The sequence below is a fragment of the Limnohabitans planktonicus II-D5 genome, from assembly GCF_001270065.2.
Taxonomy (GTDB): domain Bacteria; phylum Pseudomonadota; class Gammaproteobacteria; order Burkholderiales; family Burkholderiaceae_C; genus Limnohabitans_A; species Limnohabitans_A planktonicus.
On record NZ_LFYT02000039.1, the window covers coordinates 1 to 18,774 of the forward strand.

An 18,774-nucleotide genomic window follows, 5' to 3' on the forward strand; every position below is an offset into this window, starting at 1 on the left:
GCCCTGAGCGTGACCTTGAACGCCGCAGCCTCAGACGTGGCAGGCATTGCCAACAAGGCAGACGCCTTGTCTGCGATGGGCATTGACCACATCGACCTGGGCGGCAGCAACAACGTGTCAGTGAGCATCGATCAGGTCGAGGCCAACGCCTTGATCCATGCTGGACTGGACTTTGCAGCGGGCGACACCATCACGCTGAACGTGGACACAGCTGCCTCGGGCACGCACCTGAGCAACAGCCTCAAAGACCTGAACAAGCTGGGCGTGGACGCCATCATGGTGACAGGTGGCGACCAGATCAACGTGGACCTGGGCGCAGGGGCCTTGTCTGCCAACGGCACAGGCGGCATCAACTTCGAGCTGCCCACCTTGTTTGGCGACCTCAACGGCGACCGCGTGCTGAGCGAGCGTGAAAACGCAGCCCTGAGCGTGACCTTGAACGCCGCAGCCTCAGACGTGGCAGGCATTGCCAACAAGGCAGACGCCTTGTCTGCGATGGGCATCGACCACATCGACCTGGGCGGCAGCAACAACGTGTCAGTGAGCATCGATCAGGTCGAGGCCAACGCCTTGATCCATGCTGGACTGGACTTTGCAGCGGGCGACACCATCACGCTGAACGTGGACACAGCTGCTTCGGGCACGCACCTGAGCAACAGCCTCAAAGACCTGAACAAGCTGGGCGTGGACGCGATCATGGTGACAGGTGGCGACCAGATCAACGTGGACCTGGGCGCAGGGGCCTTGTCTGCCAACGGCACAGGCGGCATCAACTTCGAGCTGCCCACCTTGTTTGGCGACCTCAACGGCGACCGGGTGCTGAGCGAGCGTGAAGATGCAGCCCTGAGCGTGACCTTGAACGCCGTAGCCTCAGACGTGGCAGGCATTGCCAACAAGGCAGACGCCTTGTCTGCGATGGGCATTGACCACATCGACCTGGGCGGCAGCAACAACGTGTCAGTGAGCATCGATCAGGTCGAGGCCAACGCCTTGATCCATGCTGGACTGGACTTTGCCATCGGTGACGGGATTGATGTTCAGGCATCAGGAACACACTTGAGCACCAGTTTGAAAGATTTGCAGAAGCTGGGTGTAGATTCGGTGACGGCTCAGCACAATACATCGGTCATGCATCTCGACTTGGGTGAGCATGGCACGTTGACCAGTTCAGCACTTCCACAGTTTGACCTTGATTTGGACCTGACCCTGAACCTTGGCAGTCAGCAACTGAGTCAACTCGCCTCGGTTGCGCAGGTTTTGGCTGACGCCGGCATCGACCACATTTCTTTGTCACAAGAGCAGATGCTGGCTGACGATGCGGCCACGCAAGCTCTCATCAATGCCGGTATCGACTTCAATGTCCTGGTGGGCAGTGCACCCGCAGTGACCAACACGCCAGACACGTTGGACGATATTTTCAATATTGTTCAAGATGGCGTTGATGTGTTGGGCAATATGCTGACCCAAAATGCATCCATGGGTGAATTGGTCAATTCGCTGGGCGATGCCGGTATTCATCGCATCGACATTGACAAGCCAGCTCAGGTCAGTATTGGCGATGATTTGGCTGCGGCTTTGTATGAGGCCGGTATGCTCACTGCCTTGCCGGAAGCCGGTGTGGAGATCAATGCCGGTGCCGCCATGCAACTGCAGACAAGTCTTTCTGCCATGGCGACCCTGGGCGTCGATCACGTCTTGGCGCAACAAGGCGCACAAATCAACTTGGGCGCTCAGTTCAGCGAAAACGAGTTGGCCAACTTGCTGGGTCATTTTGTGGATGAAGGTCAGCAAGGCGGTATCAAGCCGATCTTTGACCATGGTGCCGAACTCAACATGGGTCAGACAACTGGTTTCACGGAAGAAACACTGCAATCCCTGCTCCAATCGGGCATGGGCAGCCAGCTTCACGATCTGGGCATCAGCAAAGTGGTGGCGCAGGTCGAAACACCGGTGGGCGTGATTGGTGATTTCAGTTACGAAAACATGGAATTTGACTTAGACGCCTTCCATAAAAAGCCCGGACAACCCTGATCGGTCACAATTGACCCATGACTGACCCCCAGCCCAAAGTCGCCACCCGAGGCGACAAGCAGCCTGTCAAGAAAATCCTGATGCAAACGCGTCAGGCCTTTTTCTTCGCCATGGGCTTGACATTTGTCATCGACATTCTCAGCATCACGCCCCTGCTGTACATGATGAGCGCCTTTGACCGCGTCTTGTCCAGTCGCAGTGGCGTCACGCTGGTCTCGCTCACTTTGGTGGTGATTGCTTTTTATGTGTTTTGGTCCGCTCTGGAGTGGATTCGCTCCCGGCTCATGATCCGATTGTCTCTGCGCATCGACTGGGATTTGGCTGCTGATGTGTTTGATGCTTCTTTCAGGCGCTATGTGGGCCGTAAAAACGTCAACGTTCAGCAACTTCTGGGTGATTTGCAGTCCCTGCGCCAATTCATGACTGGGCCACCTGTGCTGTCCATCATGGACGCACCTTTCGCCTTTATCTTCATTGGCATTGGGGCAGTTTTTCATCCCTACTTGGCCATCTTTGCCTTTTGCGCTTGTTTGCTGATGCTGATCGTGACCTACCTCACGACCAAGGTCACAACCCCCATCCTGAAAGAAGCCAATGATGCCAATACCGAAGCCAGTCGCGTGGCAGGCAACAGCTTGCGTCATGCCGAAGCGACTTTGGCCTTGGGCATGTTGGGTGCGGTGCGCAAACGGTGGTACGACCAGCACCGCAATTACTTGACCAACCAAGTCAGCGCCAGCGAGGCCACGGGTCTGATGGGGGGGGTCTCTGGATTTTTGCAAAAAGCCTTGCCCTCACTGCAATTGGCCCTGGGTGTTTGGCTCGCCATGGAAAACCTCATCACGGGCGGCATGGTCATTGTGGCCAGCATGCTCATCGGAAAATCTGTGGCCCCCATTCAAAAGCTGATGGCCCACTGGAAAGACATCGTCGCAGCCCGTCAGGCCTATGAACGCCTGAACGACCTGTTGGCCGATGACTTTGAAAACACTCAAAAAATGCAATTGCCTGCGCCTCAGGGCAAGCTGGATGTGGTGCAAGCCGTGGGCGTTCCACCTGGTCATAACAAAGCCGTGTTGGCGGGCATTGACTTTGCCCTGCGCCCCGGCGAGGTGCTGGCTGTGGTGGGCCCCAGCGCAGCTGGCAAGTCCAGTTTTGCCAAAATGCTCATGGGTTTGTGGAAGCCTGCATCCGGCTCTATCCGGCTCGACGGTGTCGAGCTCAGTGACTGGAGTCACGATGAAGTCGGACCGCTGGTGGGCTATGTGCCGCAAGAAATTGACTTCTTTGAAGGCACTGTGGCCGACAACATCGCCCGATTGGGCGAGATTGACCCCGCCAAAGTGGTGCTTGCTGCGCAATTGATCGACATGCACGACACCATCCTCACCTTCCCCAAAGGTTACGACACGCCATTGGGCGAGACCGGTTTCGCGCTTTCGGGCGGTCAACGCCAGCGCTTGGCCATTGCCCGTGCTGTGTACGGCATGCCCAAATACGTGGTCATGGACGAACCCAATTCCAACCTCGACGAAGTGGGCGAAAACGCGCTTGTCAAAACCGTGCAAGCCCTCAAGGCCAACGGCTCCACTGTTGTCTTGACCACGCACAGGCCTAGGCTGGTCGGTGTGGTTGACAAAATGCTTGTGCTCAAGGCGGGGCGACAGGTTGCTTTTGGCGACGCCCGCGAAATGCTGGACGCCGTGCGCAAACTGCAAGTGGTCAGCGCTGACGGTGCTGCCGAGCCCGCCACGGTTCAAGCAGGTGCGGTCCAGGTGCAAGCAGCTTTGCCCACAGTGGCACAGGGGGGTGCTCAATGAGTCCCGAACCCACCAATGCCATGGTTACAAACGCCGAGCCGGGATTTTGGGGCCGTCTGGACGCACGACTGGGCCGATGGGTACAAGGCTGGAACCCTTATGAGCCCAGCAAACTCAACCGTCACGGCCTGCAGCCCGTGCAAGTGGAAGAATCGGCCATCCGGAAAAATGCAGCGCGTTGGTTTCTGGGCTTTTTTGCGGTGTTCTTGATCTGGGCACTTTGGGCGCCCATTGACGCGGGTGTCACCGTGCAAGGCACAGTCAGCGTTTTGGGCAACCGCAAAGCTGTGCAGCACCCCACCGGGGGCGTGGTCGAAGAGATCAACGTCAAAGAAGGTGCAGAAGTCAAACAAGGCGACGTGCTCCTGCGCGTCAACCCCCTCAAGACCGAAGCCGAAATGACCGGGGCCGAGCTGACCTACATCAACCTGCTGGCCAGCGAATCGCGTCTGAAGGCCGAACGCGACAACTTGGGCACCATCAACTGGTCAGACGAACTGCGCAAGCGCTTCAAGCCCGGCGACACCCGCGTCGAAGAGGCCAAAAAGCTGCAAGTCCAATTGTTCAATTCGCGCCGCGCCGAATACAACAGCCAAGTGGCCAGTCTCAATGAGCAAATCACTGGGCTCAATGCGGTGCTCAAGTCACGCCAAATCCAGGTCAAAACCCTGGACGAGGAAATGAAAAACACCCGGGAGTTGGCCCAAAAAGGCTTTGTGCCCCAAAACCAGGCCAATCAGGCTGAACGGCAAAAAAGCGATATCGACTCCAGCATCGCCAACACACAGGCCGACATCTCACGCGCCCGTCTGCAGATCAGCCAAGTGCGCAGCACCTTGCTCAAAGATGTGGACAACCAGCTGCAAGAGATTCAAAAAAACCGCGATGCCGTGTCCACGCGTCTGGACTCGGCCAAATTTGACCGCGAACTGGCAGAAATCAAATCCCCGGTGACGGGCAGTGTTGTGGCCCTGAAAGTCTTCACCGTGGGGGGCATCATCACCAGCGGCATGGTGCTCATGGAAGTGGTGCCCAAAGATGAAAGCTTGATCATTCAAGCCAAGATCCCCAACACCATCATCGACAAGGTGCGGGTTGGCATGCCCACCGACATGCGATTTACCGCCTTTAACCAGTCGACCACTCCTGTCATTCCTGGCGTGGTCAAGGTGCTGGGCGCCGACAAAGAGGCCGGTGCGACACCTCAAGAAGGCGAGTTTTATATGGCCCAGGTAGAGACCACCAAAGAGGGGCTTGACCTGCTCGCTGGCCTCAAAGTGCAGCCCGGCATGTCGGTGGATGTGGTCATCAAAGCGGGCGAGCGGTCATTCATGAGCTACCTGCTCAAACCACTGACCGACAAGATGGCCCGGGCCTTTAAGGATTGATCATTTTTTATTTCGTATCGAGGCGTCCATGAGCATCTTTGTCACAAGCCTTAATTTTTTAGTTATAAAGTAGTGTTTTTATAAATGTAGGACTTCACATAAGATGATCATTTAGGAAAAGTTTCTGTATCAATTCGAAAAAAACATTTTGATACTATAGAATTTAACAATCATTGTTGTAATTGTTGGGAATATTTCAAATATGAGAATTTTGAAAAAAGTGTTGGTGGCACTTCCCACTGCGGTAGCAATGATGAATCATGCTTTCTCTCAAAATTTGCCACTGGATTTTGAGAAATCCCTGGTCTTTGACCCCACCTTCCAGTCCGCCAAAGCCGACTATGAAGTCGGTCAACGCAACGTCAAGCAAGCACGCTCGGTCTTCTTTCCTGAGGCCACTTTCAGCACCCAACGCTTGGCCACAGACACCGGCAACCGCACCACCTTCACAGTGTCTCAACCCTTGCTGGATGCACAACGCTGGATGATCTTGGGTCAAGCTGCCCCTCAGCAATTGCTGGCCGAAGTCAACTTGCAGGGCAAGCGACAAGATCTGGCTACGCGCCTGGTCAAGGCCGCCAATGCCATCATCTTGGCCAATGAAAACATCAAGCTCAACGGCGCCAAAATGGAAGCGCTTGACCAGCAAGCCTTGGCCGCCAAGCGCAAACAAGAATTGGGGCAGGGCACCATCACCGACCTGCGCGACATTGAAGTCAAGGCCAGCCAAGCCAAAGCGCAGCAACTGACCTTCAAAACCCAGCTGCAAAACGCCCTCAAGGCCTACGAGGCCATCACCGGGGTGCTGCCCCAAGCGAGCAATTTTGTTTTGCCCACCACACACGGCTCGTATGGACTGCGCCCCTTGGCAGACTACACACAAGTGGCTCTGAGCGCTGGCCCCAATGTCTTGGCCGCACGTTACAACGTTGAAATTGCCGAATACGAAGTCAAGAAAATCAAAGCCAGCTTTTTGCCCGCAGTGACTGCCCAATATTCCTACAGCAAAACCACAGGTGCAGCCACAGTCAATAACTATGTCGGTGTGGGCTTATCGGTACCGCTGAAAGCGGGCACTCTGTACGGCATGGACGCTGCACAAGCAGGCGTTGTCAAAGCCCAGGAAAGCCTGCGCGAAACCGAATCCAAAGTTCGCTTGGAAGCTGACCGATTGGCCGCTCTGGTAGCCACCGGCATAGAAGCCCTGCGCATACAGCGCGAAGCCATCGCCTCAGCCGAGCTGAGCGTGGAAGCCAACCGCCAAAGCTACCAAGGCGGGGTGCGCACAGCAGTGGACGTGATCAATGCCATCCAGACTTCTTACCAGGTCAAAAGTGAATACTTCACCCTGGCCACCACGCAGTCTGAAAACATCCTGAACCTGATTTTGTTGGCTGCTACAGACCCAAAAGATGCAGTGACAGAAACCTACCGCTACTTGTTTGCAAAACAGTGATTGAGTTATTGATCCGGCCCTTTGAAGTATTCAATGAGCAATGGTTTTGTAGGTCAGCATCTTCTGGTCCGAGATTGCGGGCTTAGGCGTAGGCTGCATGTCGGCGCTGTTGGCATCGCCCCACGAAGTGCCGATGCCAAAAAATCAAACTTCAGCGTGGTGGACCAATACGATTGCAAAAGGAAACACCTTGAAGTTCATCGGTAAAGAAACTCAAAAAAAGATTGACTTGCAAATTCAAGATTTGAAAGAGCAAGTCAAGAATCTGCAAGAAGCGCTGCGCGGCAACGATTACAGCTTGCTGGGTGTCACAAATGAATTGGCTGAACTCAAGCCCAAGCATGCTGATTTGCTTGTCAAGAAAGATGCACTTGAAACGCAAGTTGCGCTGGAGCTTGTAGAGATCGCTTCATTGAACAGTCAACTTGCGCAAATTCGGCAAGAACTGAAAAATGCACTTACTGAAAAGTCAACGGGACTCACCCAAGTCAAGTCAGATGCAGACATGCTCTTGGAGCAACTGCACCAAGTTCAAGAAGAACTTGAGACTGTGTTCCTGCGCGAACAATCTGTTCAAAGTCAGCTGACTCAATTCAAGACCCACATTGAAACGATCGAAAAAGAAAAAACAGCACTGCTCAATGACCGTGAAGGCAAAGCCAAACAACTCAAAGAAACCTTGACAGCCAAGGATGCATTGGCCAAAGAAAAAGCACAGTTCATTGCCGCACGAGATGCGCAAACCAAACAACTGTCAGAGCTCAAAGCAGCCAAAGAGGCTGTAGATAGGGAAAAGAACCAGCTGAGCACAAAGAAAACCGAACTTGAGAAAGACAATGAACAGTTACTTTCTCAACTGCACACAGTTCAGCAAGAGCTCGAAACTGTTTTTCTGAGAGCGCAATCTGTTCAAACTCAACTGCCACAGGTCAAGACGCAGCTGGAAGCGTTGCAAAAAGAAAAGTCCGAGCTTGCTACATCACGCGATGCACAAACCAAGCAACTGACTGAACTCAAATCAGCCAAGGATGCAAGCGACAAGGAAAAGGCGGCACTGCTTGCTGAGCTGGCAGGTCTCAAGACTCAATTGACTGCGCAACAACGCGATCTGAAGCAAGAAAACGACCTCATGCTCTTGCAATTGCATCAAGTGCAAGAAGAGTTGGAACACCACTTTTTGGAGCACCAAAAAATCCAGAAAGCTGAGCAGGCACAAACGCAGCGCTGGCAAAGGCTGGAGTCCCGCCTGCCCAATTATTTGGACTACGAAACCATTACACCCGTCAACGTGGACTCGTTTGCCGACACCCCCACGGTGGGCTGGAAAGTGACCCAATGCACTTTGGATGGTCAAGTACTTCCTGAACTTGAATTCGTCACCTGTCTGGTCAACGGCAAAGTTGGCATTCGCCTAGGTGATATTGAGATCATTCCACGTGCGCTGGTGGTGCCAATTTTCCGAAGCATGACGACTTCACAGTGGCGCAAGATGCGTGCTGCAGCGACTGCCATCGAGTATTTTTTTGCAACTCAAGGTGCAGCAAGCCCAGCCCTTGAAGACTTCGATGTGGGTTTCTGGCGGCAAGCCTTGTTGCCGCTGGTGGCAGACATCCGTGCTTTGCCAAGTGTCTTCCGTTACAACACGGTGCAAATCAAGCGGGAACTGATCCACTCCGACTACGAGCACCTCTGGTTGGTGTTTACGGGGGCAAGCTATGGGCGACAAGCCTGGCCTAAATTCGAGATGCGCCTGGGTGCCTCCAACATTCAGCCTGGGGCATTTTCCAAGTTCCCCAAATTGGAGTTCCCGCGGATTGACGGCAAAACACCACCGTTTGACAGCTGGTTTGAAGAGTCCTGGGACGACTTTGGTGGCAAGCTTGAATTGCGTTTTGACTTGACCAAATACGTATCGGATGTCGGCGTCTGGACCAAAGTGAGTGCCCAAGACCAAGCATTGCTGGTTTCTTTGATCTCTCTGCTGCCACTGGTTGTGCAGCAAATGCAAGCCAACAAACTCGCCATCTCCAGACCGTGGGCTGATTGGGCTGCAATCGTCAATGGCATCATCGAAACACTTCGCAAATTGATGACCCCGCCCAAGCCCGCTGTGGTTGCCCCCGCCAACCCTGCGGTGACAAGTCAAGAGGCTCCTCTTAAATTGAGCCCGACAGACAAGGCACCCAAGCCCAAAGCAGCAAAGACTGCTGCAGCGAAAAAAACTGCAACAAGCAAAAAACCGGCAGCCAAAACAGTCAGCAAGAATGCCTAAACGCAACATCAAGCAATCAGCGAAACCGCCAGTGCCAGCTTCTGCAGAAGCCTTGTCTGCCATGCAGTCAGTTCTGACTAAACAAATTGGCAATGCAGTCAAGCAAATTGAAGCCTACATTGGCATCCAGCATTACCTGAACACAGGCACTGTTCTGCCTTCATTTCATGGCTGGCCGATCAGCCCGGATCTTGGGCACTTTCTGATCGGTCGCATTGAATCTCAATCGTACGATCTCATCATTGAATTCGGTTCAGGCGTATCAACTTGGGTGATTGCTCAAGTTCGAAAAAACAAAACCTTCCAACATTTGGCATTCGATCACTTGCCAGAGTTTTTTGAGAAAACCAAACAGCAACTGTCTGCACAGGGTCTGATTGCAGGGGTCGACCTGCGCCTGACACCGTTGATCCCTTGGGTGGGTCCAGATCAAGTGGTCTATCCCTACTATGGGTGTGATGCAGCATTGAGCGAGCATGCGGGGCTGCTCAACCAAGCAGGAAAACGATTGCTGGTGTTGATCGATGGACCGCCTGCATCCACCGGACACCATGCCCGATACCCTGCAATGGCGCACGTCTTAAGACATTTCCCATTGGCGGACGTGGATTTCTTAATGGATGACTACATCCGACTCGATGAGCAAGAGATCCTGGACCGTTGGGTTTCGGAGCTGGATCAATCCCATGTGAACTATCAAAAAGAAATATTTCGTATGGAAAAAGACATTGCAATGCTTTTTGTTAAAAAATGACGGTATTATCGTATTTCACGAATAAATGTTAACATGAAAATCCTCTCTGTCTTTGGAACCCGCCCTGAAGCCATCAAGATGGCACCCATTGTCAATACGCTCCGCGCAGCGCCTGACATCCATTCAGAAGTGTGCGTCACAGCCCAGCACCGCCAAATGCTGGACCAGGTGTTAGAGCTGTTTGACATCCAGCCAGACCATGACCTCAACATCATGAAACCGGGACAAGACCTGACAGACATCACCAGCAACATCTTGCTGGGCATGCGTGACTTGTTCAAAAAGAACAAATACGACTTGTTGCTGGTGCATGGTGACACCACCACAACCATGGCGGCTGCACTGGCCGCTTTTTACGAAAAAATTCCAGTGGGTCATGTGGAGGCTGGTTTGCGAACGGGCAACATCTATGCGCCTTGGCCCGAAGAGATGAACCGCAGCATGGTGGGTCGCATCGCTGCCTTGCATTTTGCCCCCACTGATCGTGCCAAAAACAGTCTGTTGCGTGAAGGTGTGGCGGACAAGCAAATCCTGGTGACAGGCAACACGGTCATTGATGCCCTGCAGCAAGTGGTTGAGAAGCTCAAAACCCCTGAACTGAGTGAAGAGTTCAAAAAGAAATTCAACTTTTTGAATCCACAAAAGCGCTTGATTTTGGTCACTGGGCACCGCCGTGAGAATTTTGGTGATGGTTTTGAGCGTATTTGCCAAGCCCTGAAAACCCTCAGCGAGCGCCCTGATGTGCAAATTGTGTACCCCGTGCACCTGAATCCCTCGGTGCAAGAGCCTGTCAAGCGCATTTTGGGCAAGGCCAGCAATGTGCACCTCATCGAGCCGCAAGACTATTTGCCTTTTGTGTATCTGATGAGCCAAGCCCACATCATCATCACTGACTCGGGGGGGGTGCAAGAAGAAGCACCATCTTTGGGCAAGCCGGTGCTCGTAATGCGCGAAACCACTGAACGGCCAGAAGCTGTAGAGGCCGGAACAGTGAAATTGGTTGGCACTGATATTGCTTCTATTGTTTTTGAAGCCCACAGATTGCTTGATGACACTGCCGCCTACCAAGGCATGGCCCGTGCTCTCAATCCCTATGGAGACGGTTTGGCATCGAACCGAATCCTGACCGCCATTCGTTCATTCAAACCTTAACTTCAAGAGAGTCACGTCATGTTCAATACCATTTCAATGATTGGTCTGGGCTACATCGGCCTGCCTACTGCCACCATGTTTGCATCTCGCAAAAGAAAGGTGATTGGGGTTGATGTCAATCAACATGCGGTTGATACGATCAATCAAGGCAAGATTCACATCATTGAGCCTGACCTTGATATCTTGGTGCAAGCGGTGGTGCAACAAGGCTATTTGAGGGCAACCACCAAGCCAGAACCCGCAGAGGCCTTCTTAATTGCAGTGCCTACGCCTTTTACCGACGGCCATAAGCCAGACCTGAGTTACATAGAGGCTGCTGCCAAGTCAATTGCACCGGTGCTCGAAAAAGGTAATTTGGTCATTTTGGAGTCCACCTCTCCAGTGGGTACCACTGAAAAACTGGCTCAGTGGCTTGCTGAGGCTCGGCCAGATTTGACGTTTCCTCAACAAAAAGCTGAAGCGGCAGATATTCAGGTGGCCTATTGTCCAGAGCGCGTGTTGCCTGGCCGCGTGGTGCATGAACTGGTGTCGAACGACCGTGTACTGGGTGGCATGACAAGAACGGCCACATTCATGGCGGCGGCACTTTATAAGACATTTGTGCAGGGCGATTTGGTGGCCACCAACGCACGAACTGCCGAGATGTGCAAACTCACGGAAAACAGCTTCCGCGATGTGAATATCGCATTTGCCAATGAACTTTCGATGATTTGCGATGACTTGCAAATCAATGTATGGGAACTGATTGCTTTGGCCAATCGTCATCCCCGGGTCAATATTTTGCAACCCGGTTCAGGGGTGGGTGGACACTGTATTGCTGTCGATCCTTGGTTCATTGTGGACACCAGCCCCCAAATTGCCAACATCATCCGCACGGCGCGTGAAGTGAATGACTTCAAGCCGGAGTGGTTGCTCGACAAAATCAAGATTGCAGTCACCGAGACCCTGTCACGTCAACCAGGTCGAAGCATGGCGGATATCAAGGTTGCGTGTTTAGGCCTTGCATTCAAGGCTGATATCGATGACTTGCGGGAAAGCCCAGCAGTTGAAATTACAAATAAAGTGATTCAGTTGGGCTGCCAAGTATTAGGTGTCGAACCGAACATCACAGAGCTGCCAAGCAAATTAAATGCTCACAACTTGCAATTAAGTTCACTCCAAGTAGCACTGGATAACGCGGATGTGGTGTGCGTATTGGTGAAACATGGCGTGTTCGTTGAGCACTTGGCTGACATCCGTGCACATGCACAAGTCATTGACGCAGTTGGACTATTGGCTTAAACCTATTTGTAGGCTGACATGAAACCCTCGATCGTTAGACAAGCGGCTGAAGCATTCCAATCTGGGCAATATGCTGAGGCATTTGAGTTTTATAAGCAAGCATCAAGCATGTTGGGCGAAAACATGTTCTGGGCGAATATTCGCATGTGTGAACAGCGACTCTGGCGAACACAAGGAGGGCGTGATTATGCTCAGATACCATTAGCCAAGCTGCGTGTGGCTTGTGTGATGGATGAATTCACTTACCACAGTTACGCGCCAGAATGTGAGTTATTTCAATTAACGCCTGATCATGTGATTCAGGAACTGGAAACATTCAACCCAGACTTGCTGTTCATTGAATCTGCTTGGCGCGGCAAGGATGATCTTTGGGACCGAAAAATTGCCACACTGAGTCAAGAATTGCGCAGTGCTTTGCAGTGGTGCAAATCAAAGCATATTCCTACAATGTTCTGGAACAAAGAAGATCCGGTGCATTTCGATACATTCTTGACCATGGCACAACAGTTTGACCATGTGTTTACGACAGATATTGATTGTATTGCTCGCTACAAAGCTGCTTTTGGGCATCAGCGTGTTTATTTTCTTCCATTTGCTTGTCAACCCAAGACACACAATCCAATTGAACTATATGAACGCAAAGACGCATTTTGTTTTGCTGGTGCCTATTATGTTCGCTATCCAGAGCGTACGATTGACTTGGAAAATTTTGTAAAAGAATTTCCTAAATTCAGGCCTTTGGAAATATTTGACAGAAATTTCGGTAAAGAAGACAGTAATTACCAATTTCCAGATGCATACCAGCCTTATATTGTGGGAACATTGCCGTTCAACGAGATAGATAAGGCTTATAAGGGTTACAACTATTCAATTAATCTGAATTCAGTCAAGCAATCACAAACCATGTTTGCTCGGCGTGTGTATGAGTTGCTGGGGTCAAATACATTGACAGTCAGTAATTTCTCGCGAGGCATACGCGTCATGTTTGGCGATTTGGTGCTTGTCAGCGACAGCGGGCAGGAGATCGTACAGCGTTTGCAGTCGATGGACACTGAGCGCAGTTCTAAGCACCGTTTGGCTGGCCTTCGCAAGGTGATGCTCGAACATTCCTACGGTCAGCGTTTGTCATATATTGCCAGCAAAACGCTTCATCGGATGCGTCTCAATCCCTTACCATCCATTGTTGTTTTGGCATCCGTGAAAACTGTCATGGAATTCAAAAATATTGTGACCGGATTTTTAAATCAGAGTCATGAAAAAAAGAGATTGGTAATTATCATTGGTGACGCGGTGGATAATGGTCGCATGAAATTAAATGATGACCCATCAATAAAAATAATTAGTGAAGATAAAGATGGTGTAGTTAAATTTGGAGAACTTGTTCAGCAAGGGGATTGGATTTCCTTAATGCATGCTGAGGATTATTATGGGGAAAATTACTTACTCGATTTGGCAATTGCTACTCTGTATACGGATAAGGGGATTATTGGCAAGAAATCATTCTATCAATCAATTCAGGATGAAATACAACTGACAGAGCCGAATTCTTCTTATCAAGAGAGCGCATTCGTTGCTGTCCGATCCAGCATCATCAGTGCATCTCAAGTTGATAAAAAATTGGATATAAAATCTTGGATAAATAATAATCGTGAATTATTTTATTCCATGGCAGGTTTATCTATCGATCCATTCAATTATTGTAAAAAAGGATGGTCTCATTCATCCATCGAAGCCATAAAAAAACGAGTTGATGATGAGGATTTGGATGTCGGTGTGTCCATCGATGAATTGATTTTGACGGCGGAGCAAATACCTCCCGCTCAATCTGATGAGTCAAGCGTACCCACTTGGGATGCTCGTAAACTCATGGAATTGACGGGCAAAAGCACCAATGCAGCCGTTAAATTTGAAGTTGTTCCAGAAGGTTTCCGTGTGCAAGCATCACTGGAGGATGGAAAGCATCAATATATTTATTCAAAAGTTGATTTGCCGTTGTCACAGTTCACAGAAACTGATATGTTTTCAACGCACATGGACAACAGTCCTGGATTGAATTTGCAATATGTATTTGTATTTTTAGATGATAAGAAGCAAAAAATTAGCCATTCTATTCATACAGGTAATCGTAATCACAAGTCTGTTGTCCCTGAGAATACAACATTTGTACGATTAGGTTGGCGTGTCATGGGCACTGGTGTTACTACAGTGAAGATGCTCATGTGGGGGCACCGGCAACTTGCGCCAGAGCGTGTACTGGGTCGCAGTGATGTATTGGTATTGACCAACAATTACCCAACATATGATGATCTTTACAAAAATGGTTTTGTTCACAGTAGGGTGGTCGCTTATGCACAAAACGGCGTTAATGTCGATGTGTTCCGTTTGAGAAAAGATGAAACGCATTCTTTTCATGAATTTTCAGATGTAGATGTCATCACGGGTTCACAGGAAGTTTTACATAGGCTTTTGACTGGTGGGCATTATAAAAGTGTATTGGTACATTTTTTGGATGCTGCTATGTGGGAGGTATTGCAGCATTACATCGACAAAATAAAAGTTACTGTATGGGTTCATGGTGCTGAAATCCAGCCATGGCATAGACGTGAATATAATTATGAGAATGATGACCAGCGAAAGACTGCAATTTTGGAGAGTGATGTCAGAATGAAATTCTGGCAAAGTCTTCTTGGAAATATTTCGAATAATTTAAAATTTGTGTTTGTTTCTAAATACTTTTCTGAAGAAGTGATGCACGATCAGAAAATTAAAATCCAGAAAAATAATTTTAAAATAATTCATAATCCTATTGATACTGAATTGTTTTCATTCGTTTCAAAGGATGCAAGTCAGAGGAAGAGAATACTATCAATTAGGCCTTTTGCTTCAAGGCAATATGCAAATGATTTGAGTGTTCAAGCCATTCTTGCATTGTCGAAAAAGCCTTGGTTTAAAGAGTTGGAGTTTAGAATCATTGGAGATGGAAAACTCTTTGATGAAACTCTCGCACCTTTGCGTCATTTTGAAAATGTAATCATTGAGCAACGCTTTTTAAAACAATCTGAGATTGCTCAGTTGCATAAAGATTATGGTATTTTCCTGTGTCCTACCCGTTGGGATTCTCATGGCGTTTCCCGCGATGAAGCCATGTCATCAGGCTTGATTCCTGTGACCAATGCTGTTGCTGCTATTCCAGAATTTGTGGATGAACGTTGTGGCTTTACTGCGCCTGGTGAGGATTGGCAAGGTTTAGCTGATGCTATTGCAAGGATGTATGATTCTCCAGAACTATTTTCCTCAATGTCAAAATCTGCCAGCCAACGTGTTCGAAACCAAAGCAACAAGAAATTTATCATTGAACAGGAAATGAATATTTTTAACTCTTAAATTGAATAATATTTTTGGGCATTAATTCATTCATGCTTAAATTAATTATTTCAATATTTATTTATTTTTGTCCGGCAATTGCCATTTCTGATGAGGTGGTGTTGGTTTCGCTTTTTTCTGTTCAGAATCAAATATCAAAATTTGGAGGTGGAAAGACGTTTAATCAATGTAGAAATTTACCTTCATTGCCACACAAAGTAGAGTCTGTATCATATTACACTGACAAGAAATCGTCTGTTGTTGATTTGACACTTCATGCGCGTTTTTTGGAGCTCAGAAAAGTTATTTCAGATGCACAAAATTACTTGGCTACGCAAAATATACACTTAATCACGTCTACCTCTTCCTCAAGGTCGAGTATTGCTGAATGCAGTGTGAAGCATCTTTTGCAATTTGCCAAAGATGATGCATTCACAGGCTCAGATGATATACGTGGTGGCGGTGCCATACGTTTGATGTCAGTCACACCATTGATGACTTATTTATTATTGCGTGATGCTGGTTCGATTGAACCCGAACAAGATATTTTGATACGTTCATGGATAACTCGCTTGGTTGATCGTTTACTTTGGCTTGAAAATAAATACAAATATGACAACAACATAGAGGACTGGACTGGTGCAGCATTTGCATTATCAGCGGTTGCATTGAATAGACCGCAATTGCTTGAGCATGCCATACAAATTGCACGCAAAAAATCCCAAATGGTAAATGCAGATGGTTTTTTACCTGCGGAACTAGATCGTGGTCAAATGGCTGTAGTTTACAACTTGTCGGCCTTGCAAGCTTTATCAATCATTATTTCTGTTGCTCAGGCTAACGGCATTGATCTGTTGAGTCCCCCTTCCCATGATGGTCTTTTTCGCATGATGCAAAGAATGTTGCGAATTATTGAAGATCCCGAATCTTTCCTTCCATTTGCAACGACACCTGAAGCTATTTCCAGTGTGCATTTTGATCGTCAAAATATGGGATGGCTACTTACCTATTTTTTAAAGTCAAAAGATTTACGTGCTTTAAAAATTATTTGCGACAAGAAACCCTTGTATTCTTGGAGGACCGGGGGTGATTGGTTTGTTTTATTTGGAAATCCCAATGCGTGCTCCTAGAAAGTAAAAAATTTTTATTTACTAATTATGAATTTATTGAAGGTTGCTGCCATCTTGGATGATTTCAGTTTTTCCTGTTTCTCTCCCGATTGTGAATTGCTTCAACTTCAGCCGCATTGTTGGTTAAATCAATTGTTGGACTTTAAGCCAGATATTCTTTTTGTTGAGTCTGCTTGGTTTGGTGACATGGGGTTGTGGCATGGTAAGCTGACACATCACTCACAGGAAATGACCGATCTGCTTCTTTATTGCAAAAAAATCGGGATAAAAAATATTTTTTGGTGCAAAGAGGACCCTGTTGACTTCCATAGATTTATTGGTGTTGCAGAAAAATTTGACTTTGTGTTTACCACCGATATTCAATGTATACCCTTGTATAAACGTTTACTAGGACATTCCCGTGTCCATCTTTTGCCTTTTGCTGGACAACCTAAATTCCACAATCCTATTCAAAAATTTAAACGAGAAAATTCAGCCTGTTTTGCTGGTTCTTATTACGTTCGTTATCCTCAGCGTACTCGTGATTTGGATGCTATTTTTGAATCGGTTAATTTAATTTACCCCATGGTTATTTATGATCGATACCATGGAAGCTCAGATTTGAACTACAAATTCCCTGATAAATTTAATGATTTTATTGTTGGTTATTTGCCATCAAATGAAATAGATAGGGCCTATAAGGGTTACGCATTGGGTATCAATCTGAATACAATTAAAAATTCGGAGTCCATGTTTGCTCGTCGTATTTTTGAGCTGTTGGCTTGTGGGACTGTCACCGTCAGTAATGAGTCGCCAGGGCTTCATTTTCTTTTTGGTCAATTGATATTGGTCAGTGATCATCATGACGTATTGTTGGAGTTGTTGGGGAAGGTTTCTAAGCAACCTTTGATGCTTTCCAAGCTTGCACTCGCTGGCTTAAGAAAGGTGATGCTTGAACACACGTATTCCCACCGGTTGGGTACTGTGATGCAAAAGGTTTTCGATGTGGATCAAGGACCCTTATTGCCTTGTGTTTTTGTCATTGCTCATGCTCTTAAGCATGATGATTTTAATCGACTGCAGTCTATGCTTATAAATCAGACTGAGGTAAATTGGCATGCTTTAATTCTGATTTCAGAAAATTTTAATATTAATGCATTTACTTTCGATCCGCGAATTCAGGTCTTGCGTGCTTCAGAGGTCGCTGAAGTTGCTGTTTCTGATTTCGTAGACCAAGAGGCGTGGGTGGCAGGTATGTCTGCTTCAGACTATTATGGCCCCAATTATTTACTTGATTTGATATTGGGCACTCGCTATAGCAAAGCGTTGGCATTTGGTAAGGCGGGTTTTTTTGACGCATCTTCAGGTGCTCCTGTACTTTTGCATCAGGATCTATGCTATTTCGAGATAAAAAAAATAAAGCCCCGTTCGGGCATTTTTGCCTTTGAATTGATGAATGCAATGAAGTTTTCAGACTGGGTAAATGCCATGGAGGCAGATACAGCACTTGATGTGGGTGAGCAAGGACAAGCATTGGATTGTTTCAACTACTGTCTGGGTGCCTTCTCTGTGGGTTTATCGGCACATGAGGTGTCTCCATGTGTGGACGATCTGTTAATCGATACTGGTCAAAGTATGGACGCCCTTTATGAAAAAGCTGACGCTATGGGTGTTCATATACCAGCTTGGCTGGGCAAGCCTGCATGGCGTTTGCAAAAGTTGGCAGATGCTTTTGGTGCAGCCGGAGAGGGCGAAGCCTTACACGGTTCACTCGACAAGTTTGGTTGGCATTTGGTCTCGGAGATTCATGACGGTGACTTTGCCTCGATCTGGGCAGAGAACACGGTACCGGTTGACGAGTTGGGGGGCGCCGCAGGTTTGAAGTTTCATGTGGTCGAGGGGCCCGGTTTGCCAGTGGAACTTCTGGTGCGCTTTGAAACTGAAGGTGGCCAATTACTTGCCGAACTGAAATTTGAGACAAATTCAAACCAGCAATGGGTGGTGCCTGATGGAGCGGCGCATGTCCGATTGGGTTGGCGCGTTTTTTCAAGTGGTACGACACGCATCATGCGGTTTGCACTCACATGGTTATGATCCACGTCTTCAGCGTGCCAAATAGCGCTAAAAAATAATAATGAGGAGAATGAT

At 48.6% G+C, this 18,774-nt stretch carries 11 protein-coding genes; all 11 read left to right on the forward strand.

Annotation, left to right across the window (positions count from 1 at the left end; all coding sequences use genetic code 11):
- On the forward strand, positions 1 to 2,031 hold a 2,031-nt coding region (locus tag H663_RS41745), incomplete at its 5' end, for a hypothetical protein (RefSeq protein WP_165803956.1).
- 17 nt (positions 2,032 to 2,048) lie between these two features.
- Positions 2,049 to 3,851, forward strand: coding sequence for a type I secretion system permease/ATPase (locus H663_RS39225; RefSeq protein ID WP_053169774.1), 1,803 nt, complete (start codon positions 2,049 to 2,051; stop codon positions 3,849 to 3,851).
- Positions 3,848 to 5,239, forward strand: a complete 1,392-nt coding sequence (locus tag H663_RS39230; RefSeq protein ID WP_053169772.1) for an HlyD family type I secretion periplasmic adaptor subunit — start codon at positions 3,848 to 3,850, stop codon at positions 5,237 to 5,239. Before H663_RS39225 ends, H663_RS39230 begins: the two co-directional genes overlap by 4 nt.
- A gap of 250 nt (positions 5,240 to 5,489) precedes the next feature.
- Positions 5,490 to 6,695, forward strand: a complete 1,206-nt coding sequence (locus H663_RS39235; protein WP_053169770.1) for a TolC family protein — start codon at positions 5,490 to 5,492, stop codon at positions 6,693 to 6,695.
- A gap of 97 nt (positions 6,696 to 6,792) precedes the next feature.
- Positions 6,793 to 8,967, forward strand: a complete 2,175-nt coding sequence (locus H663_RS39240) for a coiled-coil domain-containing protein (protein WP_053169769.1) — start codon at positions 6,793 to 6,795, stop codon at positions 8,965 to 8,967.
- Entirely contained in the window at positions 8,960 to 9,721 is a 762-nt protein-coding gene (locus tag H663_RS39245; protein ID WP_053169767.1) for a hypothetical protein, read from the forward strand. Before H663_RS39240 ends, H663_RS39245 begins: the two co-directional genes overlap by 8 nt.
- 33 nt (positions 9,722 to 9,754) lie before the next feature.
- Positions 9,755 to 10,873: a non-hydrolyzing UDP-N-acetylglucosamine 2-epimerase gene (wecB, locus tag H663_RS39250; protein ID WP_053169765.1), complete on the forward strand. Its 1,119-nt coding sequence runs from the start codon at positions 9,755 to 9,757 to the stop codon at positions 10,871 to 10,873.
- Between the two features lie 18 nt (positions 10,874 to 10,891).
- The gene (gene wecC / locus H663_RS39255) at positions 10,892 to 12,154 is read left to right on the forward strand and encodes a UDP-N-acetyl-D-mannosamine dehydrogenase (RefSeq protein ID WP_053169763.1); all 1,263 of its coding nucleotides are present in this window, start codon (positions 10,892 to 10,894) and stop codon (positions 12,152 to 12,154) included.
- Between the two features lie 18 nt (positions 12,155 to 12,172).
- The gene (locus H663_RS39260; protein ID WP_053169761.1) at positions 12,173 to 15,538 is read left to right on the forward strand and encodes a glycosyltransferase family protein; all 3,366 of its coding nucleotides are present in this window, start codon (positions 12,173 to 12,175) and stop codon (positions 15,536 to 15,538) included.
- Positions 15,539 to 15,570: 32 nt separating this feature from the next.
- Positions 15,571 to 16,647 (forward strand): alginate lyase family protein, encoded by a 1,077-nt coding sequence (locus H663_RS39265; RefSeq protein ID WP_083451044.1) that lies wholly within the window; start codon positions 15,571 to 15,573, stop codon positions 16,645 to 16,647.
- A gap of 27 nt (positions 16,648 to 16,674) precedes the next feature.
- Positions 16,675 to 18,720, forward strand: a complete 2,046-nt coding sequence (locus tag H663_RS39270) for a CgeB family protein (protein WP_083451043.1) — start codon at positions 16,675 to 16,677, stop codon at positions 18,718 to 18,720.
- Positions 18,721 to 18,774 lie beyond the last annotated feature (54 nt).